24 protein-coding genes are annotated in these 26945 nt (G+C 43.3%); 17 read left to right on the top strand and 7 right to left on the bottom strand.

Translation table 11 applies throughout. The annotated features are described in order from the left end of the window. Positions 1-94: 94 nt before the first annotated feature. Complete coding sequence (locus L1028_RS11260) at positions 95-1189, top strand: glycosyltransferase family 2 protein (RefSeq protein WP_234533820.1); 1095 nt, start codon at positions 95-97, stop codon at positions 1187-1189. 81 nt (positions 1190-1270) lie between these two features. On the opposite strand, the gene L1028_RS11255 is transcribed toward L1028_RS11260, so the two are convergent. Beyond that, on the bottom strand, positions 1271-2881 hold the full coding sequence (locus L1028_RS11255) for a response regulator transcription factor (RefSeq protein ID WP_234533818.1): 1611 nt from the start codon (positions 2879-2881) through the stop codon (positions 1271-1273). 18 nt (positions 2882-2899) lie between these two features. Beyond that, positions 2900-4618, bottom strand: a complete 1719-nt coding sequence (locus tag L1028_RS11250) for a sensor histidine kinase (protein ID WP_234533816.1) — start codon at positions 4616-4618, stop codon at positions 2900-2902. A gap of 257 nt (positions 4619-4875) precedes the next feature. Between L1028_RS11250 and L1028_RS11245 the strand changes: the two genes are divergently transcribed. The 4 genes from L1028_RS11245 to L1028_RS11230 all read left to right on the top strand — a co-directional run bounded on the left by L1028_RS11245 (position 4876) and on the right by L1028_RS11230 (position 10074). Further along, positions 4876-6480: an extracellular solute-binding protein gene (locus L1028_RS11245; RefSeq protein ID WP_234533814.1), complete on the top strand. Its 1605-nt coding sequence runs from the start codon at positions 4876-4878 to the stop codon at positions 6478-6480. Positions 6481-6559: 79 nt separating this feature from the next. Then, positions 6560-7483, top strand: coding sequence for an ABC transporter permease (locus tag L1028_RS11240; protein ID WP_234533812.1), 924 nt, complete (start codon positions 6560-6562; stop codon positions 7481-7483). A gap of 17 nt (positions 7484-7500) precedes the next feature. Then, positions 7501-8424 (top strand): carbohydrate ABC transporter permease, encoded by a 924-nt coding sequence (locus tag L1028_RS11235; protein ID WP_234533810.1) that lies wholly within the window; start codon positions 7501-7503, stop codon positions 8422-8424. 45 nt (positions 8425-8469) lie between these two features. Next, positions 8470-10074 (top strand): extracellular solute-binding protein, encoded by a 1605-nt coding sequence (locus tag L1028_RS11230; RefSeq protein ID WP_234533808.1) that lies wholly within the window; start codon positions 8470-8472, stop codon positions 10072-10074. A gap of 107 nt (positions 10075-10181) precedes the next feature. On the opposite strand, the gene L1028_RS11225 is transcribed toward L1028_RS11230, so the two are convergent. Next, on the bottom strand, positions 10182-11525 hold the full coding sequence (locus L1028_RS11225) for a glycoside hydrolase family 30 protein (protein ID WP_234533806.1): 1344 nt from the start codon (positions 11523-11525) through the stop codon (positions 10182-10184). A gap of 135 nt (positions 11526-11660) precedes the next feature. Here L1028_RS11225 and L1028_RS11220 point away from each other — a divergent pair, with 135 nt between their 5' ends. Then, the gene (locus L1028_RS11220) at positions 11661-12455 is read left to right on the top strand and encodes an AraC family transcriptional regulator (protein ID WP_234533804.1); all 795 of its coding nucleotides are present in this window, start codon (positions 11661-11663) and stop codon (positions 12453-12455) included. Positions 12456-12510: 55 nt separating this feature from the next. Here L1028_RS11220 and L1028_RS11215 read toward each other — a convergent pair whose 3' ends face one another. The 3 genes from L1028_RS11215 to L1028_RS11205 all read right to left on the bottom strand — a co-directional run bounded on the left by L1028_RS11215 (position 12511) and on the right by L1028_RS11205 (position 14440). Further along, positions 12511-13539, bottom strand: coding sequence for a glycosyltransferase family 4 protein (locus tag L1028_RS11215; protein WP_234533802.1), 1029 nt, complete (start codon positions 13537-13539; stop codon positions 12511-12513). Positions 13540-13786: 247 nt separating this feature from the next. Next, complete coding sequence (locus L1028_RS11210) at positions 13787-14056, bottom strand: hypothetical protein (RefSeq protein ID WP_234533800.1); 270 nt, start codon at positions 14054-14056, stop codon at positions 13787-13789. 174 nt (positions 14057-14230) lie between these two features. After that, positions 14231-14440, bottom strand: coding sequence for a hypothetical protein (locus tag L1028_RS11205; protein ID WP_234533799.1), 210 nt, complete (start codon positions 14438-14440; stop codon positions 14231-14233). A gap of 378 nt (positions 14441-14818) precedes the next feature. Between L1028_RS11205 and L1028_RS11200 the strand changes: the two genes are divergently transcribed. From L1028_RS11200 to L1028_RS11155, 10 genes are all read left to right on the top strand, one after another. Next, positions 14819-15322 (top strand): GNAT family N-acetyltransferase, encoded by a 504-nt coding sequence (locus L1028_RS11200; RefSeq protein ID WP_234533798.1) that lies wholly within the window; start codon positions 14819-14821, stop codon positions 15320-15322. Between the two features lie 224 nt (positions 15323-15546). After that, positions 15547-17616, top strand: coding sequence for a bifunctional aldolase/short-chain dehydrogenase (locus tag L1028_RS11195; RefSeq protein ID WP_234533796.1), 2070 nt, complete (start codon positions 15547-15549; stop codon positions 17614-17616). A gap of 40 nt (positions 17617-17656) precedes the next feature. After that, positions 17657-18415, top strand: coding sequence for a DeoR/GlpR family DNA-binding transcription regulator (locus L1028_RS11190; RefSeq protein ID WP_042187090.1), 759 nt, complete (start codon positions 17657-17659; stop codon positions 18413-18415). Between the two features lie 26 nt (positions 18416-18441). Continuing rightward, positions 18442-19170: a (Fe-S)-binding protein gene (locus L1028_RS11185; protein ID WP_042187093.1), complete on the top strand. Its 729-nt coding sequence runs from the start codon at positions 18442-18444 to the stop codon at positions 19168-19170. Beyond that, positions 19167-20720 carry a LutB/LldF family L-lactate oxidation iron-sulfur protein gene (locus L1028_RS11180; protein WP_234533794.1) on the top strand — a complete coding sequence of 518 codons (1554 nt, stop codon included), beginning with the start codon at positions 19167-19169 and terminating at the stop codon, positions 20718-20720. The genes L1028_RS11185 and L1028_RS11180 overlap by 4 nt, the downstream gene beginning before the upstream one ends. Then, positions 20713-21441 (top strand): LutC/YkgG family protein, encoded by a 729-nt coding sequence (locus tag L1028_RS11175; RefSeq protein WP_234533792.1) that lies wholly within the window; start codon positions 20713-20715, stop codon positions 21439-21441. The genes L1028_RS11180 and L1028_RS11175 overlap by 8 nt, the downstream gene beginning before the upstream one ends. Positions 21442-21468: 27 nt before the next feature. Beyond that, positions 21469-22956: a rhamnulokinase gene (gene rhaB / locus L1028_RS11170; protein ID WP_234533790.1), complete on the top strand. Its 1488-nt coding sequence runs from the start codon at positions 21469-21471 to the stop codon at positions 22954-22956. A 133-nt stretch (positions 22957-23089) separates the two neighbouring features. Continuing rightward, the gene (gene rhaA, locus L1028_RS11165; protein WP_234533789.1) at positions 23090-24364 is read left to right on the top strand and encodes an L-rhamnose isomerase; all 1275 of its coding nucleotides are present in this window, start codon (positions 23090-23092) and stop codon (positions 24362-24364) included. 115 nt (positions 24365-24479) lie between these two features. Beyond that, positions 24480-25118, top strand: coding sequence for a Vat family streptogramin A O-acetyltransferase (locus tag L1028_RS11160; protein WP_234533787.1), 639 nt, complete (start codon positions 24480-24482; stop codon positions 25116-25118). Between the two features lie 117 nt (positions 25119-25235). Beyond that, positions 25236-25607, top strand: a complete 372-nt coding sequence (locus L1028_RS11155) for a YkvA family protein (protein WP_234533784.1) — start codon at positions 25236-25238, stop codon at positions 25605-25607. A 16-nt stretch (positions 25608-25623) separates the two neighbouring features. On the opposite strand, the gene L1028_RS11150 is transcribed toward L1028_RS11155, so the two are convergent. Next, positions 25624-26016: a winged helix-turn-helix transcriptional regulator gene (locus L1028_RS11150; RefSeq protein ID WP_234533782.1), complete on the bottom strand. Its 393-nt coding sequence runs from the start codon at positions 26014-26016 to the stop codon at positions 25624-25626. 151 nt (positions 26017-26167) lie between these two features. On the opposite strand from L1028_RS11150, the gene L1028_RS11145 reads away from it, so the two are divergent. Then, complete coding sequence (locus L1028_RS11145) at positions 26168-26842, top strand: NAD(P)H-dependent oxidoreductase (RefSeq protein WP_234533780.1); 675 nt, start codon at positions 26168-26170, stop codon at positions 26840-26842. Positions 26843-26945: the final 103 nt, after the last annotated feature.

The following is a 26945-nucleotide window of genomic DNA, read 5'->3' as shown; positions in this document are numbered from 1 at the left end:
TTCATTTTCGGCTGGGATAGAGAGGGAGTCCGTTTCATAAACCCTGCATATCAATATAGAAAGAATTTCAAAAAAAGCGTGTAGGAGGGCGAGTATGGTTACGATTAGTTTATGTATGATAGTACGAAATGAAGAAAAAAGCTTACACAGATGTTTGTCTACCATTGCAAGTCTTGTAGAAGAAATTATTATCGTGGATACAGGCTCGACGGATAAGACGAAAGAGATCGCATTGTCCTACGAAGCTGTGATTTACGATTTCGAATGGATCGATAATTTTAGTGCCGCACGTAATTTTGCCTTCAGTAAAGCTACTCAGGAGTACATTTTGTGGCTGGATGCCGATGACTATATAAAGGAAGCGGATCAGATTCTTTTTAAAAAGCTAAAAGAGATTCTGCCAAAACATATTCACAGCGTGAACATGCAGTATAATCTGGCTTTTGACGAGGCGGGGAATGTCACAGCTAGCTTGCGTCGGAATCGGCTAGTTCGCCGGAGCTGTAATTTTCAATGGATTGGCCCAGTACATGAGTATCTTGAGGTAAGTGGACCTTCCTTTAGTAGTGATGTCTGTATTACCCATGAGAAGGATAAGGAATATACGGACCGTAATTTGCGGATTTACCAAAAAAGAGTGGCTGAGGGTGAAACATTCTCTCCAAGGGATCAGTATTATTATGCGAATGAATTAAGGGATCATGCTATAAATGAAGAGGCATGCAAATACTACGAACTGTTTTTAGCGGGTGGACAGGGCTGGATAGAAGATAATTTTCAAGCTTGCTTAAGGCTTGCCGAATGCCGGGAACGGTTGGGGGATAAAGACGGTGCATTTGAAGCACTATGCAGAACGTTACAGTACGATAAACCACGCTCAGAGTTCTGCTGCCGACTTGGGGCCCTTCTTCTGGAAAAGGGTCAATTGCACCCAGCGACATACTGGTATGAGCTTGCGATACAGCTGCCACGGGCTAACGATTCGATGGGGATGAAAAACGGGATTTTTTATACCTGGCTGCCGCATCTCCAATTGGCACTCTGTTATGATCGCCTTGGCCAACACGAGTTAGCGAATTATCATAATGAAACGGCGCTGAACTTTTACCCGTCCCATCCTAGCATGTTATATAATCGCAATTATTTTATTAATCTGCTTGGCGACAAATATGTAGCGTTTCAAGCTTAACAAAAGAGCCCCCAGTCGTCATGATTTTGACTCTGGGGGTTTTCGTCGTTAAGACCGCATGGTCGCTGAGACACCCTCTTTTTAATATGCTGGATTGTATTGTTGTTCTTTTTTGTAATCGTTGGGAGGGAGTCCGACCTCTTGTTTGAACAGCTTGGAGAAATAGGAGTAGTTGTTATATCCAACTTTGTTTGCCACTGTATATACAGACATATTTGTGGTTTCCAATAAATGCTTCGCAGCCGCAATTCTAACTTGGATGACGTAGCTACCTAATGAAACACCCGTTTCTCGTTTGAATATTCTTGCCAGATAATCAGGATTGAGATAGACAATTTCGGCTAAATCATTTCGTGTCAGATCATCGCCGTAATGCGAGTGAATATATGCTTTGATTTCTTCTGCGACGGATTTGGTCTGCGCTGCAAAGTCACGATATTTCATGGCGGTTGTGACTAGATATTTAAGATATTCCTCCATATCCTCGATTGAATTCAGAGAGTGCATGGTTAACTTATCGTTAGTTTTGCCGGAGTATAACTTATGCGACCGTATGCCTTTGAGGTTGAGAAATGAATAAACTAGCTGAACAATATCTAAGCGGAACAAGCTAAGGACAGAGGTCTCTAGTGTTCTATTGTTCAGCATAACCTTTAAATATTGCGTAACTTCCTCAAGAAAAGTAGTGAATTGATTTTGGTTTAGCAGCTCTTCCAAATAGGCTAGATCCGGTGGCGTATAGCCAGTTTTATTTTGATAGAGATAGGCTTCCACTAAAAAAGTCTGATTTCTGCATCTCGTAATTTCCTCATCCATGCGAAGCGATTGTTTCAGAACATTCCCTACATGATTCAGTTTATCGTATAAACCAACATTGCAGCAGACGTCGCATTTTAAATAAGGAATCGCCTTTTGAATAAAGGAAGAGCATAATTCTTCAAGCAAGGGCGTGTCTGGCGTCTGGTTCCATTTTAATATGGCGATCCAATTATAATCTTTATACTCCAGAATGCTCTCGATAGTAAAGCAAGGACTCTGTAATAATTCGTATAATACATTCAGCAGGGCAAAATCAAAAAGATCCTTTTCATCTTTTCCCATACTGCCGTTGTAAGGAAATAAGTTGAAGATCAAAGGCTGCAGGGTGTCGCTCATTTGATAGGAGAGGTTCTGTTCTTCAATGGCATGGGTGATGTCCGCTAATTTAATCGGAAATGATGTGCTCCCACTAACCAGCTTACGCCAAAAATGCTCGAGAATCTTCGCCTGGTTTTTTTGCCAAAAGTAACCGCCTTGAATGGCTTTTTCATTTCTTTGCTGCTCTTTTGCCTGTGTGACAGCCTTATGGATAATCAGCATCAGCTTATCAAATTCGATAGGCTTCAGAAAATATTCAAAGCTTTGCAATTCAATCGCTTTCTGCGCATAGTTGAAATCCGCATAATTAGTAAGAAGTATAGTCTGAATACTATAATTCCCCTCGCGAATCCATGCCAGTAATTCCAGCCCGCTACCCTGAGGCATTTCAATATCCGAAATCAGAATTTGAATAGAATGCTTTTCTATTATTTCACGTGCCTGAGCGACATTATTTGCTGTATAGACAGTATCAATGTGTAACGATTCCCAATCTATTCTCTTTTGCAATGCGGCAATAACATAAAAGTCATCATCAACAAGCAGTACATTCATAGTTAGCCCTCCATCCATTTAGATTTTATTAGGAAGCTCCGGAAGAGATAAGATTACACTAGCGCCGCCGCTCTCCAAATTGGAGAAGGTGATGGCAGCTCTTTTTAAATAGAGGTATTCCAGTCTTTTAAGCGTATTCATAATGCCGATCTGCGTACCTTTGCTCTGATCCAAAGGCTCTCCAAGATTAAGCTTCTCTAACACTTGCGGTGGAAAACCGGGTCCGGTGTCGGTGAGCTGAATAACGAGCATGTCTTCCTCTTCAATCCGTAATCGTTGGACTGTAAGTCTGATCTCTACTTCATGTTCTCGTGAAATCGCATATTTTATTGAATTTTCGATAAAGGTTTGCAGCACTAACGGTGGAATTTCCACACTGCCTGCCTGATCCTCTTGTTCGATATAATAAATAAATGCGTCCTGATAACGTTGCTTTTGAATCTCCAGATAGGTTCGGACATGCTCGATTTCATCCTCCAGTCGAACAAAATTTTCGCCATTTTGAAAAATATAACGGAAGTATTTGGACGTAGATAACGTCATGTTCTCAATTTCTTTATACATTTCAATTTGGGCCATACTATAGATGCTAGTCAGGCAATTCAAGAAAAAGTGGGGCTTGATCTGTAGCTTCATATAATCCAGCTGTATCCGCTGCTTCTCCAGTTCCTGCTCGTATATAGCGATTTTGAAAGTTTTGATTTGTTCGACTAAGCCTTTAAACTGTGTGTTTGCCTGTTCCAGCTCTATGATCTCACTGCTTTTAAAATCTGCGGGTTGCCCTGCCTCATTAATGAAAGCAAGGTTCTCAGAGAAGCTTTGAATCGGGCCCAGTACTCTTTTTTTGAAAAAGAGCAGAACGATGCATAAAGTGGAGGTCACAATGAAGAAGAGTAGCATTATAAGCAGCTGAGCAATCATGATTTTTTCAAATATGCCATATCTAATGACCATCTTTGTGCTGAAATTTGTGTCTGAGAAGGCGCTGTTGATTGTTGTACGAGATTGCAAAAGATTTGAGAATCCTCCTTCTTCCGTCATCACCTTTCCGCTGTTCGATATGGGGCTCGATAAAGGCTGTTGATTCTCATCTACTAGAGATACATAACCATTGGCACCCAGATTAATTTGGCGTAGAGGACGGATCAGATTATCAGCGGAGATCAGTCCAATTAAATAACGATTGTAATAGGGAACAATATTAATCACATAGTAGTGGTTGTTTATAAGGATAGGCGTCCATTTGGAATAAAACTTCTCATACATCTCCTTATCATCAATATAAGAAATAATCTTCGTTTTGAGCTGCCTGTAATCTGTATAGGTTACGCTGATCGGTGCACAGTTTAAAAAATAGTTCTCATTTTTCAAATAGTAAAAGAAGTTGTACTCATGTCCGTAGTTTTTTTGCAGCTCGGTAAAGCGTTTATGCAGATTATCATTTGCCTTTAAGAACTCGATACTGTTGACCCCGTAAGTATTCATCACAAGCAAGCTCTCATCGTTTCCAAGCGTCCAGCCCATATAGTGATTAATGTAGGCAAAATCATGATTAATACGATCGATGTAGAGTGCCGCGGTATCCTGCAAATTTCGAGTGGACTGCTGCTTAACAATGGATATGGAAGCGATGCTGATCGCTAAATCCAGAATAAGGACTGTGAACGAAACCAACATCATGACTTTAATATAATGACGAATGGGGTAGGTTTTGTGTTCCACTGTTTTTTTGGTCATAAAATCATTATAAAACCTCTGCGTGAAAAAAACATAAGAACTCACTAGTGATTTACCTCAAAGTCCGGAAAGCACATACAGAAGTCGGAATACTGTTATTAAATCTCCTCAAGGAAAGTTTTTGACTTTTGTCTTTTTTTGTAAGCGGATTCAAAGGTCTGGATAACCATCTTAAAGTGTCCGGAATACGGAAAAATAAGAAGTTAATATAAAGCTATTCAGATGCACTTTAATAAATTGAAATGGGGGATTAAGAGATGAGTCAACATAGTAAGAAAAAGACTGCAAAGAAATGGACGGTGGGTCTGCTAGCGGCGGCGATGGTATTTGGAATTGCTGGCTGCGGTGGAAAAGACGGGAATAATGCAGCGACAAGTGAGACGAGCAGTTACAACAAAGAAGGTCTGCCGATTGTTAATGAGCCTGTGACACTTAAGGTGTTAACGGTTCGTTGGGGAAGCATGGGAGACACGTTTACGCAGAACCAATGGCTGAAGGACCTGGAGAAAAATACAAATGTAAAAATTGAATGGCAGGTTATGTCCTCCAATGACTGGGCTGAACAGAAGTCCATTATGCTGGCAAGCGGTACTCTTCCAGATGTTATCCTAGGAAATCAGACCTTCGGAGATTCCGATATTGTTAATAATCTAAGCTTTTTCCGCCCGTTAGATGATTATATTGAGAAAAATATGCCAAATCTTAAAGCGGCCATGGAAGAAACGCCTGAACTGAAAAAAATTAGTACCTTCCCCGATGGCAAAATATACTCTCTGCCAACAAGACTTCCATCGCGCCCAAAAAGCTCACGTCAGCCTGTGATTAACAAAACTTGGCTCGACAAATTGGGCCTGAAGGTACCTGAAACGATTGATGAATTATACAACGTACTTAAAGCTTTCAAAGAACAAGATCCAAACGGAAATGGCAAACAAGATGAGATTCCTTTTATTGAAATTGGGAATGACTTGATCAGTCCTTTCGGAATTGCCGACTTGAATAACAACAATATGATCATCAAGGACGGAAAAGCGATATATTTCCCTGTTTCGGAGGAGTTCAAAGAAGGTCTTAAATGGGAAAATAAATTGTATGCGGAAGGTTTGCTGGATAAAGAGGTATTCACACAGGATGACATGATGAGATCAGCCAAGTTCCAAAATCCGGATGCTCCTATTGTGGGCTTCACTTACCAGTGGACCCCGGACGCTGTATTTGGTAAATGGAGCGATCAATATGTGACGATTCCACCGATTGCCGGACCGGATGGTAAGCGTTATACGATTGGTAATCCAATTGGGATGAGTCTTCATCGTAATGAACTGCTGATTACTACTTCAAGTAAGTATCCAGAGGTTGCTGCACGTTGGGCAGATCAGTTCTACACGAACGAAGCGAGCATTCAGAATTTCTGGGGTGCGATTGGAACTGTAATTAAGAAGAATGATGACAGCACCTATACATTGATGGATCCACCTGCTGGAACCAGCGCAGATGCCTGGTACTGGGATCAGTCTCTTCGAGATTTCGGACCGAAATATGTGAGCCCGTCCTTTGAACAGAAAATCGTTCTTAATCCTGAAAGTGGAGATGGACTGAAGCTGCAGCTAGATAAGCTGGGTAGTGAATTCGTAACAGAACCTTTCCCTAACGTTATGTACACCTCCGAGGAGTTCGAGGAGCTGCCAACCTTGACCACGGATATCGATGGCTATGTGAATACAATGCGCGCCCAATTTATTAGCAAAGGCGGAATTGACGAAGGCTGGGATGATTTTGTCAAGCAGCTTAATAAAATGGGACTTGAAAAATTAGTTAAGATTCGCACCGATGCTTACAGTCGTTATATGAGTGTGAAATAACCCATTCGTCTTTCGAAAAAGGTGCTGCCCTGCATAAATCTGTAGGGTAGCATTCTCTATTTAATAAGGAGGGGATGTCATGAAGTCTGATCCAATTCATTTCAGTCGGAAATTCGGACAAATTAAACAAAACTGGGGTCTGTATACTTTGCTCTTTCCTGCAGTAGTCCTTACGTTATTATTCGCATATAAACCAATGTATGGGGTGCTTATTGCCTTTAAGGATTATAGCCCGGCATTAGGAATTGGCGGAAGTCCATGGGCTGGATTCAAATACTTCGAGAAGTTCTTTAATTCCTATCAATTCTCATCAACGATTAAGAACACATTGATCATTAGCGTGTACAGTCTGATTACGTTTCCGATTCCGATTATACTTGCGCTGATGGTTAACCAGATGAGACCAAACCGTTTCAGACGGTTTTTCCAGACGGTATCCTATATGCCACACTTTATCTCCACGGTAGTTATGGTGGGCTTAATGATGATTCTGTTCTCACCTAGCACCGGACTGCTTGGTAATATGTATAGTCTTTTTGGAAAAGAAGCTCCTGATCTAATGGGCTCTGCCGGGTTATTCAGCAGTGTATATGTCTGGTCGGATGTGTGGCAGCATGTCGGCTGGGACAGTATTATCTTTATTGCTGCGCTCTCCGCTGTTGACCCTAGCTTGTACGAAGCTGCAACCGTTGATGGCGCCAGTCGGATGCATAAAATTCGTTATATCGATATTCCGATGTTGATGCCAACAGCGATAACATTGCTTATCCTGCGGGTCGGGGGACTGCTTGGGGTTGGATTTGAAAAAGTGTACTTAATGCAAAATGACTTGAACATCACTTCAAGCGAAATTCTTTCCACATATGTTTACAAAATTGGCTTACTCAGCAGTCAGTACAGCTTTTCATCGGCGATCAATCTGTTCAACACCGTTATTAACTTTATTTTATTAATTATGGTCAATCAGATTTCGAAAAAATTAAGTGAAAATAGCTTGTGGTAGAAGGGAGGAGAATTGAAATGGGAGTACTAGAAACAGCGCCTAAAGGGAATGTAGGAAAAATAAAGAAGAATCGTTCTTCAGATACTATAATGGAAGTTGTAATGTATGTAATATCGGCCATTTTTTTAGTCATCTTGATTTATCCGCTGTATTTTATCGTCATTGCTTCGTTCAGTGATCCTTCCGCGGTAGCTGGAGGTCAGGTTTGGCTATTTCCTAAAGGGTTTACATTGGATGGTTATAAAGAGCTGCTTCGTCATGAGAACATTTGGATCGGGTATTGGAACACCATCCTATACACGGCGGTTGGGACTGCAATTGGTTTAGTTGTAAATATCTCAGCAGCCTATGCGTTGTCAAGAAAGGACCTTGTGGGGCGGAAATATATATCACTGTTTTTTATCTTTACGATGTTTTTTAACGGGGGATTGATTCCGACTTTTCTAACGATTCGTGATTTCCATCTCTATGATACTTTCTTGGTTATGGTACTGCCTTTCGCAGTTGGAGTTTTTAATATCATAGTGGCACGAACTTTTTTCCAGACTAGTATTCCGGGCGATTTATGGGAAGCAGCGCAAATTGATGGTTGTGGCAATCTCCGTTATTTTGCACAGATAGTTCTACCGTTGTCGAAGGCAATTATTGCAGTGTTAGGTTTATGGATCGCTGTAGGTTATTGGAATTCATATTTTAATGCCTTGATCTATTTAAAAAATCCAAATATGTATCCTCTACAGCTGATACTTCGAAATATTCTGATCACTAATCAGATGCAGTCTGGTATGGGGACCGGAGAAGCCGCACAAATCGCGTTACGACTCGCTAATATGATGCGGTATTCGGTTATTATCGTAGCAACTGTTCCAATTATGTGTGTATACCCATTTGTGCAAAAATACTTTAACCAAGGGGTAATGATCGGCGCAGTGAAGGAATAAGTTCTTCTACTTTTCTACTAACATTTGTGAGGGAGCAAGACCGTAATGAAAAAACAACCCAAAAACAGTATCAATAGAACAATCACCGTCATTCTTCTAGTTACAACGTTGCTTGCTGGCCTTACAGCCTGTAAAGGGGGGAAAGGGGTGAACTCTGTTGAATCTGATCCGGGTCATTTTCATAAAGAAGGTTTGCCAATCGTGGATAAGCCCATGACGCTGAAAGTTCTGACGGTTCGGTGGGGAAGCATGGGAGATAACTATATCCAGAATCAATGGCTGAAGGATTTGGAAAAAAATACGAATGTCAAAATCGAATGGCAGGTGATGTCTGCTAATGATTGGAGTGAACGTAAGTCCATTATGCTGGCAAGCGGTTCACTTCCAGATATCATTTTAGGGAGTGAGACCTTCGGAGATTCGGATATCGTCAATAATTTAAGCTTATTCAGGCCGCTTGATGACTATATCGAAAGGTATATGCCTAACCTCAAAGCAGCCATGCAGGAAGAGCCTGAATTGAAAAAAATCAGTACTTTTCCTGATGGGAAAATCTACTCTTTACCTGCAAGATTACCTTTACGTCCTAAAAGCTCGCGCCAACCCGTGATTAACAAAACCTGGCTGGATAAATTGGGATTGAAGGTTCCCGATACGACAGATGATCTATACAACGTGTTAAAAGCATTTAAAGAACGTGACCCTAATGGGAATGGAAGGCTGGATGAGATACCTGTTATCGAAGTAAGTAATGATCTCATCAGTCCCTTCGGAATCACGGATCTGAACAATAACTTTATGGTCGTACAGGACGGAAATGCGGTATATTACCCTGTTTCAGAAGCGTACAAAGAAGGGCTCAAATGGGAGCATCAATTATTTGCCGACGGGTTGCTTGATAAAGAGTTATTCACGCAAGATGAAACGATGAGATCAGCCAAGTTTCTCAATCCGGATGCTCCCATCGTAGGATTCTCGTATCAATGGACGCCGGATGCCGTGTTTGGCAAATGGAGCGATCAATATGTCACGATTCCTCCGATTGCAGGGCCGGATGGTAAGCGCTACACCATAGGAAATCCATATGGAATGAATCTGGAGCGCAACGAGCTGCTTATCACCACTTCTTGCAAATATCCTGAGATTGCAGCCCGCTTGGCTGATCAGTTCTATACCAATGAAGCAAGCATTCAAAATTTTTGGGGAGCGATAGGCACAGTTATTAAGAAAAATGACAACGGTTCGTATACATTGATGGACCCACCGGTTGGTACCAGCGCTGATGCCTGGTATTGGGATCAGTCACTCCGGGATTTCGGGCCGAAATATGTCAGTCCAGTATTTGAGAAATCCATCTTTCTAAACCCAAAAACCGGAGATGGACTGAAGCTGCAGCTCGATAAGCTGGGAAGTGATTATACAACGCCACCATTCCCTGATGTAATGTACACCGCAGAAGAGTTTCAGATGCTGCCGACTTTGACTACGGACATCGATAGTTACGTAAATACAATGCGTGCTCAGTTTATAATTACAGGTAAAATCGACGAGGGTTGGGCTGATTATGTGAAACAGTTGCGGGGAATGGGGCTGGATAAGCTGGTTAAAATTCGTACCGATGCTTACAGTCGTTATATGAATGTAGAATAGAGCATTATGTGAAATACTGGCGGTTAGGCTGTAACATCCTATTTCACTTATTTAAACAAAGGAGGTTCACTCTATGCGATTGGCATAAAGAGAACCTCCTTATCTTTTTACTTAATTAGCAGGGTTTGAATGGCATGAGCCGGAATCATGTTCTCAGCTAAGTTGTTATGGAAGCGCAGGGTGAAAGGAAGCTCTTGTTCCGTGCGGTTCATAACGATAACAGCAATGGTGCCATCTGGGTTACGGAAAGCTGTTGTTTCAAGCTTATCTGTATATTTAGAATGCCCAATTCGTTTAGCACCTGGGCGAATATATTTACTGAAATGCCCGATGTAATAGAAGGAGCTCTCAAATATAATTTCATCGTTTTTCGTATCTCCGATAATTGGAGCATCACAGTAGTTACCTACATGGTTAGGGCCGCCTTGCTCGTCCAAGACAATATTCCAGTCCGTCCAGCTTGACATCCAGTTGTTCAGGTTACCAATGATATCATGGCCGTAACGTTCGCCTGTGTTCCATGAGCCTAGATGAACGCCACCTTCTTGGCAGCCTTCGCTGAAGAACAGCTTCTTGTCTGGGAAACGATCATGTACGGCCGATAAGGCTTCAAAGTGATCGCCGGAGTACCAGTGGAAGCAAATTCCCCAAATGTATTTGGAGGCTTCTTGATCTTCGAAAGCAACCTTGGCACGGTCATACACGCGCTCCTTGTTATGATCCCAGATCATAACCTTTACATGAGCCAAACCGGCTTGTTCCAAGGCTGGCCCCAAGTAATCACGAACGAAATCTTTTTCTTCTTCAGCAGTATAAAGGCAAGAATCCCAGATTTGAACAGCCTTCGCCTCATTCTGAACACTAACAGCCCAGATATCGATGCCTTCAGCCGCATAAGCCTGAATATATTTTACGAACATGTTGGCCCAAGCCTCACGGTATTCAGGTTTAAGAGCTCCACCACCGTTCATTTGACCGTTCGTTTTCATAAAAGCAGGTGGACTCCAAGGAGAAGAGAACAAACGGAAATCTTCACCAACAGCTGTTACAGCATTTTTGATTAAGGGGATAATTGACTCTTGATCTCTGGAAATATCGAACGAACGGAGCTCTCTATCACCTTCTTCTACATAAGCATAGTTACCAAGTGAGAAGTCGCAGCTCTGAATATGCGAGCGGCAAAGGGTATACCCAATTCCGTGCTCAGGATCAAAATAAGCGTCGATGATTTCTTTTTGTTTAGCTTCACTTAGTTTAGCGATGGTAACAGCAGAAGCCTCGGTAAGTGCACCACCGAAACCTTCCATTTCCTGATACTCCAGATCATCATAAATATTGATGAGCTCTGATTCGACGCCTGATGTATCGGGGAGGAAGATCAGAGGGTCTTTTTCTGTCAGACGGTCGGTAGTTTCTTTTGCTGTTTGAATGACACGGACAATTTTACTCATAGTGGTTGGTAACCTCCTGTACATATAAATTCTGTCTTTATTATAGAAGGAGATTCACTGCTCTTTGAAGAAACAATATGGCTAAGAACCTCAACGATCTGGTCATCGACTACTTAGAGAAGAGGAGTGAATGCTATGGAAACTAATAGTGTCCAAATAAGCCTATGCGGCTTTATTCGCCATACTCAGCCTTTTCGGCAATTATATCGCAGTGGGCTGGATACCTATATCATCAGGCTGCAAGCAGAAGGGGAGTGTGAAGTACTGATCGATGGGGACATGGTAACCGTGGTGCCTGGTGATCTGTTGTTATTTAAGCCTCAAGATATATATGATCTGAGAATCGGTGAAAAGAAGAGTCCGCTGGGACATAGTGTAGACTATTTTGTAATGTGTACAGGGGAATGGGTGGATCAGTGGTGGAACCTGCGCGAAAGACCGAAGAAGGTTAGAATTGCGGATGATGGCAAGCTGCAAAGTATATGGCAACAGCTTGATCTGGAGAATAGAAGATTAGATGGGGGTAGCCCTGAAATACTTGAGGCACTGTTTAAAGCGCTATGTCTGCTGTTAGATCGGGCTATGGAAGAAGCACCTGCATCATCATCAGCCTCACTACTACACGGGCTTAAGATGAAGAGTTATGTAGAGGAGCATGCTACATCAGAAATCAGGCTAAAGGATGTAGCTGCCCATGCCGGAATTAGTGTAACGAGGGCCGTACATGTATTCAAAATTCAATTTGGCTACTCTATTATGCAATATGCTGGGCAAATTCGGCTTGCTATGGCACTTCGATTAATGGACAACACCAATTATACCTTAGAGCGAATAGCAGAGGAGACGGGGTTTGGAAGCTATACCTATTTCCACAGGGTATTTCGGGAACGTTATGGCGTCTCGCCGGGTAACTATCGTAAGAGAGAGTAAGTGTAGGTCTAAAAGACGAAAAAACAGCAAATCTCATCCAGAGACTTGCTGTTTTTTATAATATATTTCTAATCGCTTGCTCAAATAACTTGACACTATTTTCCCATGTCCATTTGTGTGAGGATCTTTCACCCTGTACTGCTAATTTTGTTCTTAAGTTTGGGTCTCGAAATAAGCGGATGACATCTTCACCTAGTCGATTCTCGTACCGATAAGAGAGCAGACAGTTCTTCTCGTGACGTGCGTATTCCATATTTCCACCTGAATAAACACAGACGAGAGCTGCGCCACACCGCATGGCTTCAAGCCCCGGTAAAGAACCCGTATCAAAAATACTTGAACTAACAAAGATATCCGCACCGTTGTAATGGTAACAGAGCTCCTCATCATTCGCCGGCGTGAAGAATCGATATTTGCCGGTGGCTTTCATTCTTTGGAGAACTTCTGAAGTGTTGAACTCATCGGGCGGACTGATAAAGTTAATGTTTACATTGGGACATTGATTTTTCACGTGATCCAGCTGCTCTATAAGATAGTCTTGCTCACGGTGCCATGAGTAACCACGTTCTGCTTTTCTTAATATAGCGGTTATGTTTAAAGGCTCCTGAAGACTGTAACGGATATTCATATTCTTGAAGGAGGAGCTAATGCCAATGGGCACGATTTTTCCTGTGATCCCATGATTTAAACGAATCAGCTCCTGCTGCCAATGCGATAAAACAATTAGATGCTCTGTGACATGATAAGAAGGGAACGACAGCGAACTATCTGGTAAAAAGGGGGGTTCATAACATAATGACAATCTGACATGAATTCCTTTTCCTTGATTGCTAGCTGCTTGAGAGGTAGGGACTGTCGTATGAAAATTAGAAACAATAACATCGCCTGAGGGATAGTCCTGTTCTTGAAGCTCCATATGTGTGGAACGGATTAAGGTGGAGCGGACATCATAGGAAACAACCCCATCCACAGGCATGAGGATAGTAACCTGATGCCCCATAGCTGTTAGCCCATTGGTGAGTTCTACCAGCATGCGTTGAGCTCCACCATGTGATAAGGTCAGAATAGGGAATGTGAATCTCATCGGTAATCCCGTCCCTTCCAAGTTAGGGCTTAATCGTCAAACGATGTTACTCAATCGTTCTGTTTCTTATTTTATTCAACCCGCATAGAAAGGTACCATTTATCTGATTTGAAAAGCACTATTTTTCCATAGGAGCAATATTCTTCAGTAAAGCAACGGTCTCATTAATCTCCAAGGTTCGTTATATCTTCTAAAGATACGTCGATCATAGGCTTAATTTTTTGGAGTCTGCTCAGGAAAGCTATTTCTAATCTCCGAATAACAGGATCCGCATTAAAAGGATCAGATGAGCAGCTAATGCTGGATGGTTGTCAAATAAAGGGGATTTAGGTGCGCTTAACTTCTTCAGAACTTTCAGTAAATTGCGATCCGTTGGAATCAGAATCTCCAGGAACATCATCATTAAAGTTTGGATCATGGCTTTAATCGGTGCAGTGACCATCCCGCCCTCCAAACAAACGACACGGTTCACTTTGTCCGGTTGCTTGGTCGCATAATTAAAAGCAATAGGCGCCATTGGACACACCAGCAATATTAAAGACGTCTATATTCAGATACGTCGCTATTTCATTAATACATTCTACTTGCTAAAACTTCTGTTTGTTAAACTGCTCGTTAGGTATGCTTTTTCCGGGTCCACCCAAAGTATCAATTGCGATGCAAAAAAAATGCTTCGATAATTTCTCGATGTTTAAGATCCACATGACCGCCGAGTTATCGCCAACACCATGAAACAGTAGTAAAGGTGGATTACTCTTTTGACCAGCAAGGATACATGTGTCAGTCCATATGTGGTTGGAACATCGATCTCCTTAAGTGGAATGGGCCACTGCTCAACCATCTGCTCATAGGAGTGCCACACTCGTTCTTGCCCCTTGGCATTCTTAAAGCTATTTACCATCACAAACCTCCTTATCCAAAAATAAAACAACTGTATCTTATTCCAATTAGTATACTACGAGAGTTCGCAAGGAGGAGATAGAAATAGAAACATTACTCTGAAAAAGAGGGTGGGAGCAGATAAGTGTATTTTATACAATTAAACAGCTACTTTACTCCCGTTATTGTGATATAGATGTACTTTGTACAACTATATTTCTGGAAATCAGCGGATACAGCTTAATTGGGGGGATTTAGTTGCACAAAGTACACTTAACGATAGACAGGTGTGCTGAAGTTAATTTTAGTTGTAGAAAGTGCAATTAAATAATGCGGACGGCTCTTTTTTGCGGTAGAATTTTTTGATACGGTAAGCAATTTTTGTGTTCTAGGGGGGACTATGATGTTGATTGAGCTAAAGGAAGCGAGTTTGTCAGATGGACGCGATATTTTTGAAATGATTATGGAGATAGGCCCTGGGGAGAATGGATTCGTTAACAACGGGTTTGATTTGGCTTACAGTGAATTTCCTGATTTCATCAGAGATCGGATAGCACTCTCAAGAGGCGATAATCTCCTACCAAACTATGTCCCTCAAACCAACTATTGGTTACTGATTGACTCTTATCCTGTTGGTGTTGGAAAGCTAAGACATTCCTTAAATGATCAATTAAGAAAATCAGGTGGACACATCGGATATAGCATCAGGCCTAGTGAGCGAGGAAAGGGCTTTGGCAAGATTTTTCTAGCAGAGTTGTTAAAAAAAGCAGCGGATCTGAGGATTGATAAGGTCATGCTGACTTGTGATCCGAACAATGTAGCTTCGAGAAAGGTCATTGAAGCGAACAGAGGAATACTTAGCGGTATCGGGGATGGAAAATGTAACTACTGGATTAGTCTATGAGTCGGTGTGCTGAATAGTGGAGGTGAAGGAGTTGCTAATTGGCAACTCTTTTTTTGTTTTTTCGCAATGGAATTTCAGTTCATCCAAGGAGGATTCGTCTAATTTGTGAAATAAATTTTGAATTTTGTTGAAAACGCTCTATTCAAACACAAACAAATAGATTAAAATCAAAACAAACAAAAAAAAATAAAAAAATAAACATTCAAAAACGGAGGTATTCACAAATGGTACAAAGTTTATGGGATTCTGCACGGGAAAAAGTCATCAACGGAGGTCTGGATGCATTGATCTATCGCTCCAATCTGTTGGGTGAAGATCGTAGAGTCTGTAATTTTGGAGGAGGGAATACCTCTAGTAAGACAATAGAATTGGATTTCCGTGGTCGTGAGGTAGAAGTAATGTGGGTGAAGGGTAGCGGCTCTGACCTAGCTACGATGAAAGCAGGCAATTTTACCGGATTGCGGCTTGAGGATATTGCACCTTTGTTTGATCGGGAGGAAATGCCTGATGAGGAAATGGTGGCTTACCTCGCGAATTGTATGATTGATCCTAAGCATCCACGTGCTTCAATTGAGACGCTGCTGCATGCTTTTTTACCATTCAAACATGTAGATCATACGCATCCAGATGCGATTATCAGCTTATGCTGTGCTCATAACGGTAAAGATATTGCGCGGGAAATTTATGGGGATCGTTTCGTGTGGGTGCCTTACATTCGTCCTGGGTTCACTTTATCCAAAATGATCGCTGAAGGCGTACTTGCTAATCCGCAAGCAGAATTGGTGTTGATGGAGAAACATGGCCTCGTGACTTGGGGAGATACGCCGGAAGCTTGTTACGCGAAGACGATCTCTATCATTAATGAAGCAGAGCGTTACATCCAAGATAGAATTGAAGATGAGAACCTGTTCGGAGGTCGCAAATCGGAAGCGCTTCCGGAAGAAGAACGGCGGGCTGTAGCAGCTGCGGTGATGCCATTGATTAGAGGCGCAGTTAGTGATGAGCGCAAAATGATACTGACCTTCGATGATGCAGAGGATGTGTTGCGTTTTGTAGGTGGAGTTAACTCGGAGAATTTATCCAGTGTAGGTGCAGCTTGTCCGGATCATTTGGTACATACCAAAATGCTGCCACTATTTGTGAATTGGGAACCAAATGCCAGTGATATTGATGGTTTGAAGACGAAGCTGAACGAAGCGATCACCGCGTACAAAGAGCAGTACAGAGCTTACTTCGATCGGAATAAGCATAAGGGAGATGTAATGTTCGAAGCCGCGCCGCGTGTGATCCTGATTCCCGGAGTGGGAATGATCAATACAGGCAAAAGCTGGAGCAACTCCAAAATTAGCGGAGCCTTGTATCACCGGGCGATTGCTGTTATGCGCGGAGCTACCGCATTGGGAGATTTCGTCTCTCTAAGTGAGAACGAATCGTACAATGTGGAATATTGGCCATTGGAATTATATAAATTATCGCTGGCACCAGCAGAAGCAGAATTTTCGCGTAAGGTTGCGTTCATTACTGGTGGCGCAGGAGGAATCGGGAGCGAAACCGCTCGTCGTCTAGTGTCCGAAGGGGCGCATGTTGTGCTGGCAGATCTCAATCTGGAGGGCGCACAGAAAATTGCTGCGGAGATTAACGATAAATACGGTGAGAATCGTGCGTTCGCTGTTAAAATGGATGTAACGCAGGAGGAGCAAGTTACCGCAGCTTATGCAGATACAGCACTTTTTTATGGCGGAGTAGATATTATTGTGAACAATGCTGGGCTTGCGACTTCCAGTCCTTTTGAAGAGACTTCATTAAAAGAGTGGAACTTGAACATTTCCGTGCTGGGAACTGGTTATTTCCTTGTTGCACGCGAAGCCTTCAAGATGATGAAGGAGCAAAAGATCGGCGGTAGCATGGTATTTATTGGCTCTAAGAACGCTATATTTGCTGGAAAAAGCGTATCGGCTTACAGTTCTGCCAAAGCACTAGAAGCACATTTGGCTCGCTGTATTGCAGCTGAAGGTGGAGAGTTCGGTATTCGCGCCAATACCATTTTGCCGGATGCCATTCTACAAGGCTCAGCGATTTGGAATTCGAACTGGCGGAATGAACGGGCGGCTGCTTACGGGATTGAGCCGGATCAACTGGAGGAACATTATCGTAAACGCACAACACTGCTTGTAAATATTTATCCACGTGATATTGCTGAAGGCGTTGCCTTTTTCGCGTCATCCAAGTCAGAGAAGACTACGGGCTGTATGCTGACGATTGACGGTGGAGTGCCGGTAGCTTTTACTAGATAAGTGGAAGATGGAATATAGATAGATATAACGGAGGGAAGCCATGCTGATTGCAGACAGATATGAAAGAATCGTAGAACTAGTGAATGAACGTGGCAGCATTCGTGTCTCGGAGCTGAGTACATTATGCCAAGTGACGGAGGAGACCATCCGCAGGGATCTTGATCGCTTGGAAAAGGCGGGGAGGCTGCTACGCTCTCACGGCGGTGCAGTCAGTCTGCGTGATCGTCAGCCAGAGACGCCATATGCGGAACGTGAAATTATGAACGCAGCGGAGAAGCAGCAGATTGCTCGTGAGGCAGTGATGATGATAAAGCCGGGAGATCGGATTTTGCTGGATGCTAGTACAACTGCATGGTATATGGCCTCACATTTGCCGGATATGCCACTAACTGTACTGACTAACTCTATTAGGGTAGCTGCGGAGTTAAGTGGGAAGGAACGAATAGATGTGATCTCAACAGGCGGTCAACTGAGCCGCAGATCGATGTCCTTTGTTGGACATTTAGCCGAGCGTTCGCTTGAGTTGTATCACGTGGATAAGATGTTTTTTTCCTGCAAAGGATTTCATCTCGAACGCGGCGCCAGTGAATCGAATGAGCTGCAAGCGATGGTGAAGCGAAAGATGATTTCTATCGCGGAGCAGGTGATCCTACTTTGTGACTCCAGCAAATTCGGAATTCAAGCTTTCACACATGTTGCCACGACTAGTGAACTGGATGTTGTAATAACGGATTACAGCCCTGCCACAGAACAGCTAAAGCAGCTACAGGAGCTGAACATCGCAATAACAACCGTGTAGAAAATAGTGTTGCAGGAGGTGAAGACATGAAGGTATCGATGTTTATTACTTGCATCAGTGATGCTGTGTACCCAAAGGTCGGAGAAGCGATGGCACGTCTGCTTGCGAGATATGGCGTACAGCTGGATTTTCCCGAAGTGCAGACCTGCTGCGGACAGCCTGCGTACAATAGTGGCTATTGGAATGAGGCACGTCAAGCTGCGCTTACGATTTTGCAGGCGTTCGAAGACAGTGACTTTGTCATTGCTCCTTCCGGGTCTTGCACCGGGATGCTTCATCATTACCCGAAACTGTTTCAGGATGATCCGATTAATTTGGTCAAGGCGCAGAATTTGCAGCGTAAATCCTATGAGTTCAGCCAGTTTATGGTACAGGTGCTTGGCGTAACGGATCTAGGGGCAGTATTTCCGCATAAAGTTACCTATCATCCTTCCTGTCATGGCACTCGGATTCTGGGGATTCGTGATGAGCCTATGTTACTTATGCAGAATGTGAAGGCGATGGAGCTTGTACCACTACCTTTTGCTGAGGACTGTTGTGGGTTTGGCGGAACCTTTGCCGTGAAGATGTCTGATATCTCCGGGGCGATGGTCACCGAGAAGTCAGATCATGTGCTGGAGTCGGAAGCTGAAGTCTTAACGGGTCTGGATATGGGCTGTCTCATGAATATTGCTGGGAATTTGCGCTATCGCCACAAACCGGTCCGAGTCATGCATTTAGCAGAGCTACTGTATGAGGGGGTGAGTGGACAATGAGTCAGAATGCCGCTCAGACTAAATCGGAATCGTTTAATGTGAAGCCAGCTACGGTAAAAGAGCGTGCAGACTTGGCGCTGAATAATGACTTTTTGCGCAAGGCGGTTCGCTTTACTACGGAAAGGCTGCGTGACGGGAAACAGAAAGCGGCGAACGATCATGGACACTGGGAAGAATGGCGCGAACGTGGGCGGCAAATTCGCCTGCATACGATCGCTCATCTCGATTATTATTTAAATCTATTTGCGGACAATGCAAGAGCGAACGGCACGCATATTCATTTTGCGGCAACGGGTGAAGAGGCAGTGAAGATTGCTTTAGAGATTGCGCAGCGAAAACAAGCGGCTTCCGTGGTCAAATCCAAATCGATGGTGACAGAGGAGCTGCATTTGAATACGGCGCTTGAATCTATTGACGTGGAGACGATTGAGACAGATCTTGGCGAATATATTATCCAGCTTGCCGGAGAAACTCCGTCTCATATCATTATCCCAGCCATCCATAAGAACCGCTATCAGATTGCTGAGCTGTTGTCCAAGGAGGCAGGGGAGGAGCTTTTGCCTGAGACTACAATCCTTGCAGGATTTGTACGGCGCAAGCTACGGGAGAAATTCCTAGAAGCGGATATTGGGATGACGGGATGCAATTTTGCGATTGCAGAGACAGGTTCCATGGTGCTATTCGAGAATGAGGGCAATGCTCGCATGGTAACCACCTTGCCGAAGACGCAAATCACTTTGATGGGGATGGAGCGGATTATTCCTTCTTGGAGCGACCTTGAGGTGATGGCTACGTTATTGCCTCGTTCAGCAACTGGCCAGAAGCTAACAGTGTATATGTCCGGTATTTCAGGCCCCCGTAGAAATGATGATGGGGATGGGCCGGAAGAGCAGCATATTATTATCCTTGATAATGGTCGATCTGAGCAACTCGGCGATCCAGAATTTCAGGAGCTACTGAACTGTATCCGCTGTGGAGCTTGTCTGAATGCCTGCCCTGTCTATCGTCATATTGGTGGTCATGCCTATGGTGGAACTTACAGCGGACCGATCGGAGCAGTGTTGACCCCAGCGCTGAACAAAAATGTAGATCAATGGGATGATATCGCAGGTGCATCGAGTCTGTGCGGTGCGTGTTATGAAGCTTGTCCAGTCAAAATCCCTCTGCATGATATGCTTATCTATTTACGGCGACGTAAGGTAGAGAGAGGTTATGGAGACAAAGCGGAAGGTCTTGGCATGAAAGGTTTTGGTGCGATTATGGGGAAGTCACAGCGATTCAGTAGTGTGATGAAAGTAGGCAGATTCGGACAAAAGCTACTTGTGAGAGACGGTGGAATTACGTCAAAGCTTGGGCCGCTGAAAGGCTGGAATAACTACCGGATCGCTCCGAAGCTGGCGGATGAATCCTTCCGCGAGAGCTGGAAAGAGCTGCAGGAGGAGTTAGACAAAAATAGTCGCGAGATGGACCCGTCGATACAGAAACGGATGGAAGATTTATTAGCGAAGCGTAAGGCGGAAGAACTGAAAGGAGAGCCCGGATATGACTGAGGAAACGCACAGAGAATGGCTGGAGCGTATGGAACATGATTCTCGTGGGAAACAGCAGGTATTCATGAACGATATCGCTCGTCGCCTGAAGCGGCCAAGAACGACTATGGCTCCTGTACATCCTTATCGCGGCGCTCCAGATTATTGGCAAGAATTCCAGTGGAGTCCAGCCGAACGCATTGATCAATTTACTGCGAATTTTCAAAGTGCAGGTGGGCATGTGTTTCGTATGGCAACGATGGATGAAGCTAAAGCTTTTATCGTCAAAAAAGCGAGTGATATGCTCGCCCGTTATATTCTTCGGCAAAATGTAGCTGAGCTTGCGGCACTTCGACTAGAAGAAGAACTTGTAGATACGCGGGTATCTGTCTGGAATACGGATATGCAAGAAGCATGGAAAGCTAGGGCGGCGGAAGCCGATATTGGGATTGTGATCGCGGATTATGCAGTTGCTTATACAGGCTCTATTACAGTGTTATCTTCTGCGGATAAAGGGCGCTCTGTCAGCCTGTTGCCAACCGCATTAATTGCCATCATTCCGCTGGAGCGGCTGAAGACTCGTCTGGGTGAGGTGCTTATTGATTTTGATGAAGCGGGACAATCGGGTCTCCCTGCAGGTATTCACTTTATCTCTGGACCTAGCCGTTCAGCGGATATTGAGAATGATCTGACGATAGGGGTGCATGGCCCAGGAATCGTATTCGCCTTGCTGGTAGGCTGATGAGGAGATAAGGAGTGTTGTTTAAGAATGAATGCTGGGGCGCATAAACAGGTTCAGAATCATATCGCTATTGATATTGGAGCCTCTAGTGGGAGAGTCGTTTGCGGAACCTTGCAAGAACCGGAAGGAACCTTATCATTAACAGAAATTCACCGTTTTAGTAATGGATTCTCTGAGAAGAATGGTAATCTTTATTGGGACGTAGATTATTTATTTGCTGAAATTGTAAAAGGCTTGCAGAAGGCGAAGTCAAAAGGAATTGAGCATTGTACCGTCGGAATTGATACTTGGGCCGTGGATTACGTACTTCTAGATCAGAAGGGTACACGAATTCATGAAGTTTTTTCTTATCGTGATTCCCGAACAGATGGAGCGGTACAAAGCCTACATCGCAATATATCAATTGAAAGCGTTTACGAAAAAACGGGGATACAAGTTCTCCCGATTAATACGTTGTACCAGCTGTTTGTGCATGATCAGGCAGATCTTGAAGCAGCACATTCAATCCTGTTGGTCCCTGATTATCTCTACTATCGGCTTACGGGACGCAGAATTAGTGAAGTCACGAATGCTTCAACCACGGGTCTGCTGAATCTGCAAACTCGGGATTATGATACTGATTTACTGGCACTGCTTGGTCTTTCAAAAGAGCAATTTCCCCCCTTAACGGAACCTGGGGAACAAATTGGTGAATTGACTGATGACTTGGCGGCACGCGGTGATCTGCCAGATTGTGAGTTCATAGCAGTTGCTACTCATGATACAGCATCAGCTGTGCTAGGCGTTCCTGCAAGTAGCGACAAATGGGGATTTCTCAGTAGTGGTACTTGGTCACTCATCGGGGTGGAACGAGCTTCAGCAATCATAAGTCCAGAAGCGATGGAGCGCAATTATACGAATGAATGGGGAGCCTTCGGCTCGTTCCGTTTTCTTAAGAACATTATGGGGATGTGGCTGATCCAAAAGGTTCGTGAGGAATGTGGTGGTCAATACAGCTTCGGCGAACTGGTGGAGCTGGCAAAGCAAGAGATTCCTTTTAGATCCATCATCTACTGCAATGATGAACGATTCATGAATCCATCCAACATGATCAGCGAGATACAGAGCTATTGTGCGGAAGTCGGACAGTTGGTACCAAAGACACCAGGGGAGATAGCCAGATGTGTGTTTGACAGTCTTGCTCTTTCTTACTATTTCTATGTTCAGGATCTTCAGCTATTGACCGGCGAGAAGTGGGAACGGCTGCACATCGTAGGCGGAGGGGCGAACAATGGATTGCTATGCCAAATTTCGGCGGATTTGCTAGAGATAGAGATTTACGCTGGTCCAACGGAATCCACCGCATTAGGTAACGTAGTTATACAAATGATCAGTGTGGGTACGATCGCAGATATTAAAGAAGCAAGAGAAATTATATATCGTTCATTTGATGTAACAATCTACATTCCACAAGAGATGGACTCTTCCCTAAAAACCGCGGCATTGGCTGAGTTTGCTCGGCTGCAGGTCGTTTAAGAGTAACTAATACGGAAAACAAGTAAAAGAAGGGTATAAATCCCCCTCAGAGCGCAAAAAGCGGAAACCGTGCCAAAGAAGGACAAAAATGCCCCTAAATGAAATCACTAAGACAATATCAGGAGGCTCAGGCATGGAGCAGAATACAGAAAGCTTAAAAAGCATTCAAACGAGCTATAATGAGGCGAAAAAGCTCTACGCACAGCATGGCATCGACGTAGATAAAGTATTAGAGCAGCTTGCAGCAATCAAAATTTCATTGCACTGCTGGCAAGGAGACGATGTAAAGGGCTTCCTGAATAAGGAAAAGGAATTAAGTGGCGGGATCGCGGTCACGGGCAGTTACCCGGGGCGAGCTAGAAATCCGGAGGAGCTGCGCCGAGATTTGGAGCAAACACTAGCACTTATCCCTGGACGACATAAAGTTAATTTACATGCTATTTATGCTGATACGGAAGAAACTGTAGATCTTGATGCGTTAGAGCCTAAGCATTTTGAAAGATGGGTGAACTGGGCTAAGGAGCAGGGACTTGGATTGGATTTCAATCCCACTTGCTTCTCTCATGAAAAAGCTAATGATGGCTTCACACTAAGCCACTCAGATCCTGAAATCCGCAACTTCTGGATTGCTCATTGCAAGGCTTCACGCCGAATCTCCGAATCTTTCGGTCAGGCGCTAGGTCAGCCTTGTGTAACCAACTTCTGGGTTCCAGATGGATATAAGGATACACCGATCGACCGTCTGTCACCGAGAGTGCGACTTCAGCAATCACTGGACGAGATCTTCAGCGAGGAGATCGATCAGCAATATAACATTGATGCTGTAGAAAGCAAGCTGTTCGGGATTGGTTCAGAAAGTTATGTGGTAGGTTCGCATGAATTTTATATGGGTTATGCACTAAGCCGGGGCAAAGCGGTTTGCTTCGATGCTGGGCATTTCCATCCGACCGAGACCATTTCGAATAAACTATCCTCATGGCTGCTGTTTGGTGATCAATTGCTGCTGCATGTTAGCCGTCCAGTACGCTGGGACAGTGATCATGTCGTGACTATGGATGATGAACTGCTGGAGATTGCTCGTGAACTAGTTAGAGGTCAATTCCTAGATAGAACTCATATTGGACTCGATTTCTTTGACGGAAGTATTAATCACATTGCCGCTTGGGTGATCGGAACACGTAACACAATCAAAGCCCTGCTACGTGCGATGCTGGAACCGATAGAGCTATTGAAGCAAATTGAACTGGATGGGGATTATACTACTAGACTTGCACTGGTAGAGGAATTAAAATCTTATCCGTTCGGAGCAATTTGGGATTATTATTGCGCGACGAATGGTGTGCCTGTCCGTGAAAGTTGGCTGAACGATGTGAAGCAATACGAAGTAGATGTTTTATCAAAACGATAAAGTATTTGTAAGGGCGGTTACCACACGGTAGCCGTTTTTTATGTTCATGATTCGTACTTATTTGAAAAGATCTGTGATCTCTGCTATGTTTTATCAAAAAGAGAGAGGCGTTATTATGGAGAAATATGGACCGAATCCGAATTCGCTCTATCCGAATGAACAGATCAAAAGCATCTGTTATATTAAAAATGTGATTACAAGGAACAATATTATGGTTGGCGATTATACTTACTATGATGATATAGACGGTGCGGAAAAGTTTGAGGAGCATGTGACTCATCATTATGATTTTATTGGTGACAAGCTTATTATTGGAAAATTTTGTGCAATTGCCAAAGGTATTGAATTTGTTATGAATGGTGCGAACCATCGAATGAATTCTGTTACGACGTACCCTTTTAATATCATGTCTAATGGCTGGGAGCATGCGGTTCCAGAACGATCAGATCTACCCTTAAAAGGAGATACGGTGGTCGGCAACGATGTGTGGATTGGGCAGAATGTTACGGTTATGCCGGGTGTACATATTGGGAATGGAGCCGTCATCGCAGCCAATTCAACAATTGTGAAAGATATCCCGGCGTATAGTGTGGCTGGAGGAAATCCCTGTAAAGTGATTAGACAACGTTTTGATGATGAATTGATCGAATATCTTGAAGCGCTTAAGTGGTGGGATTGGGATGCCGAGCGAATCTTTAAGAATCTTGAAACGTTATGCAGCAGTGATTTGAATAAAATCAAAGAAATTAAATGATATTGTGTAAGTTTCATAGAACGAGCTATAGTTTATCTTTATCTTAAAGATATAAATAATAGCTTAGGGTATACTGAATGTGTGTACTTCATATGAACCTTCCGGAGGGAAAATCTAATGAAGAAAGATGATGATAAGATCACTGCGGAACTCACAGCAGAGAAGTTTCCATACAGTAAAGAGAATGAGGATATGGTGAAGCGGAATTTTTGGACAAAAACTAAAAAGTTCGCAGGCAAGATCCCATTTACTAAAGATGCTATTGCGATGTATTATTGCGCAGTCGACGCAAAGACCCCTTTATGGGCAAAAGGAATTGCCTTCGGAGCGTTGGCTTATTTCATCTCCCCGATTGATGCGATACCGGATGCGCTTCTCGGACTTGGATTTACGGATGATGCCGCAATTATTGCAGCAGGCATCAAAGCGATCTCAGGTCAGGTTACGGATGAACATAAGGAAAAGGCCGAGGCGTTTTTTGAAAAATAAAAGGTGCAGCTTTGAGCTACACCGTAATATTTGTACCTTCTGGACAGCTTTCTGCGGAAAGCTGTTTTGTTTTGTAAACCTCGCCCCAGTCTTTCATGAGTTTAATAATAGGGGTTAGTGTCTTGCCAAATTCAGTTAACGAGTATTCGACTTTCGGGGGAACCTGATGGTAGACCTCACGGTGAACAACTCCATCCTCTTCCAGCTCTCTAAGCTGCAAGGTTAACATACGTTGAGTGATTCCTGGGCATATCCGGCGAAATTCGTTAAAGCGTTTCGTCCCATCTATCAAGTGATAGATGAGAATCCCCTTCCATTTTCCTCCTATAACATCGAGCGTAAATTCCACAGGACAAGCTTCCTTGTTGCCTCCTGGGTAATCTCCGAATCCACCTTTTCGATCACGCATAGACGTTCAACTCCCATAGTATCATTTTGTATACTACATAACATTAATGTGCGTACTTTTAAAGAAGTGATATATATTCTAATATTAAGCATGAGAACGGCAAACAGTCAAATGGATCGTTGATTCTACACAAACAAAAGGAGTGTTAAATATGAATACTTTATCATTAAACAAGAATGAAATCCTGTCTGCTTACCAGTTCAGACATGCAACTAAAGAATTTGATAGCCAAAAAAAAATTAGTGAGTCAGACTTTCAGTTTATTCTGGAAACAGGACGTCTGTCACCAAGTTCATTCGGATTCGAGCCTTGGCGTTTTGTTGTAGTGCAAAACCCAGAAATACGTGAGAAATTACGTGATTATGCTTGGGGTGCACAAAAGCAATTGTCAACTGCAAGTCACTTTGTACTTATTCTCTCCCGTCTTCCTAAAGATATGGCTGCTGATTCTGATTATATTAAAGGGATCATGGAGCATGTGCAGGAGCTACCTCCAGAAGTGATGGAAGGGAAAGGTAATATGTACGATAAGTTCTTGAAGGATGATTTTGGATTGATGGAGAATGAGCGTGCAATGTTCGAATGGAGCTGCCGACAGACTTATATAGCACTTGGTAATATGATGACATCAGCCGCTTTAATTGGAATCGATTCTTGCCCAATGGAAGGTTTCAATAAGGCGAAGATTGAGCAGCTTCTTACCGAAGAGGGGATTATGGATGCCGAACATTTTGGAATCTCCTGCATGGTAGCCTTTGGGTATCATTTGAATGAACCACGTGGAAAAACAAGACAAAGCGCAGAGCAAGTCGTTCAGTGGGTTTAAATAAGCTGGGACTTCAATTTTGAGCAGCATAACGAAAATAACTAACCTGCAAAGTCTCCGACATTCTGGAGATAATGCAGGTTATTTTTGTTTAATTCTTACA

This window comes from Paenibacillus pseudetheri, from assembly GCF_924513355.1.
GTDB lineage: Bacteria > Bacillota > Bacilli > Paenibacillales > Paenibacillaceae > Paenibacillus_AQ > Paenibacillus_AQ pseudetheri.
Note: the sequence above shows the minus strand (reverse complement) of the source record. Positions and strands in the feature narration are given on the sequence as shown.

What these genes read in the sequence shown, in the direction of transcription:
- L1028_RS11260 (WP_234533820.1), top strand. Translation starts at nt 95, where the DNA reads ATGGTTACGATTAGTTTATGTATGATAGTACGAAATGAAGAAAAAAGC.
- L1028_RS11255 (WP_234533818.1), bottom strand. Translation starts at nt 2,881, where the DNA reads ATGAATGTACTGCTTGTTGATGATGACTTTTATGTTATTGCCGCATTG.
- L1028_RS11250 (WP_234533816.1), bottom strand. Translation starts at nt 4,618, where the DNA reads ATGACCAAAAAAACAGTGGAACACAAAACCTACCCCATTCGTCATTAT.
- L1028_RS11245 (WP_234533814.1), top strand. Translation starts at nt 4,876, where the DNA reads ATGAGTCAACATAGTAAGAAAAAGACTGCAAAGAAATGGACGGTGGGT.
- L1028_RS11240 (WP_234533812.1), top strand. Translation starts at nt 6,560, where the DNA reads ATGAAGTCTGATCCAATTCATTTCAGTCGGAAATTCGGACAAATTAAA.
- L1028_RS11235 (WP_234533810.1), top strand. Translation starts at nt 7,501, where the DNA reads ATGGGAGTACTAGAAACAGCGCCTAAAGGGAATGTAGGAAAAATAAAG.
- L1028_RS11230 (WP_234533808.1), top strand. Translation starts at nt 8,470, where the DNA reads ATGAAAAAACAACCCAAAAACAGTATCAATAGAACAATCACCGTCATT.
- L1028_RS11225 (WP_234533806.1), bottom strand. Translation starts at nt 11,525, where the DNA reads ATGAGTAAAATTGTCCGTGTCATTCAAACAGCAAAAGAAACTACCGAC.
- L1028_RS11220 (WP_234533804.1), top strand. Translation starts at nt 11,661, where the DNA reads ATGGAAACTAATAGTGTCCAAATAAGCCTATGCGGCTTTATTCGCCAT.
- L1028_RS11215 (WP_234533802.1), bottom strand. Translation starts at nt 13,539, where the DNA reads ATGAGATTCACATTCCCTATTCTGACCTTATCACATGGTGGAGCTCAA.
- L1028_RS11210 (WP_234533800.1), bottom strand. Translation starts at nt 14,056, where the DNA reads ATGGCGCCTATTGCTTTTAATTATGCGACCAAGCAACCGGACAAAGTG.
- L1028_RS11205 (WP_234533799.1), bottom strand. Translation starts at nt 14,440, where the DNA reads ATGGTAAATAGCTTTAAGAATGCCAAGGGGCAAGAACGAGTGTGGCAC.
- L1028_RS11200 (WP_234533798.1), top strand. Translation starts at nt 14,819, where the DNA reads ATGATGTTGATTGAGCTAAAGGAAGCGAGTTTGTCAGATGGACGCGAT.
- L1028_RS11195 (WP_234533796.1), top strand. Translation starts at nt 15,547, where the DNA reads ATGGTACAAAGTTTATGGGATTCTGCACGGGAAAAAGTCATCAACGGA.
- L1028_RS11190 (WP_042187090.1), top strand. Translation starts at nt 17,657, where the DNA reads ATGCTGATTGCAGACAGATATGAAAGAATCGTAGAACTAGTGAATGAA.
- L1028_RS11185 (WP_042187093.1), top strand. Translation starts at nt 18,442, where the DNA reads ATGAAGGTATCGATGTTTATTACTTGCATCAGTGATGCTGTGTACCCA.
- L1028_RS11180 (WP_234533794.1), top strand. Translation starts at nt 19,167, where the DNA reads ATGAGTCAGAATGCCGCTCAGACTAAATCGGAATCGTTTAATGTGAAG.
- L1028_RS11175 (WP_234533792.1), top strand. Translation starts at nt 20,713, where the DNA reads ATGACTGAGGAAACGCACAGAGAATGGCTGGAGCGTATGGAACATGAT.
- rhaB (WP_234533790.1), top strand. Translation starts at nt 21,469, where the DNA reads ATGAATGCTGGGGCGCATAAACAGGTTCAGAATCATATCGCTATTGAT.
- rhaA (WP_234533789.1), top strand. Translation starts at nt 23,090, where the DNA reads ATGGAGCAGAATACAGAAAGCTTAAAAAGCATTCAAACGAGCTATAAT.
- L1028_RS11160 (WP_234533787.1), top strand. Translation starts at nt 24,480, where the DNA reads ATGGAGAAATATGGACCGAATCCGAATTCGCTCTATCCGAATGAACAG.
- L1028_RS11155 (WP_234533784.1), top strand. Translation starts at nt 25,236, where the DNA reads ATGAAGAAAGATGATGATAAGATCACTGCGGAACTCACAGCAGAGAAG.
- L1028_RS11150 (WP_234533782.1), bottom strand. Translation starts at nt 26,016, where the DNA reads ATGCGTGATCGAAAAGGTGGATTCGGAGATTACCCAGGAGGCAACAAG.
- L1028_RS11145 (WP_234533780.1), top strand. Translation starts at nt 26,168, where the DNA reads ATGAATACTTTATCATTAAACAAGAATGAAATCCTGTCTGCTTACCAG.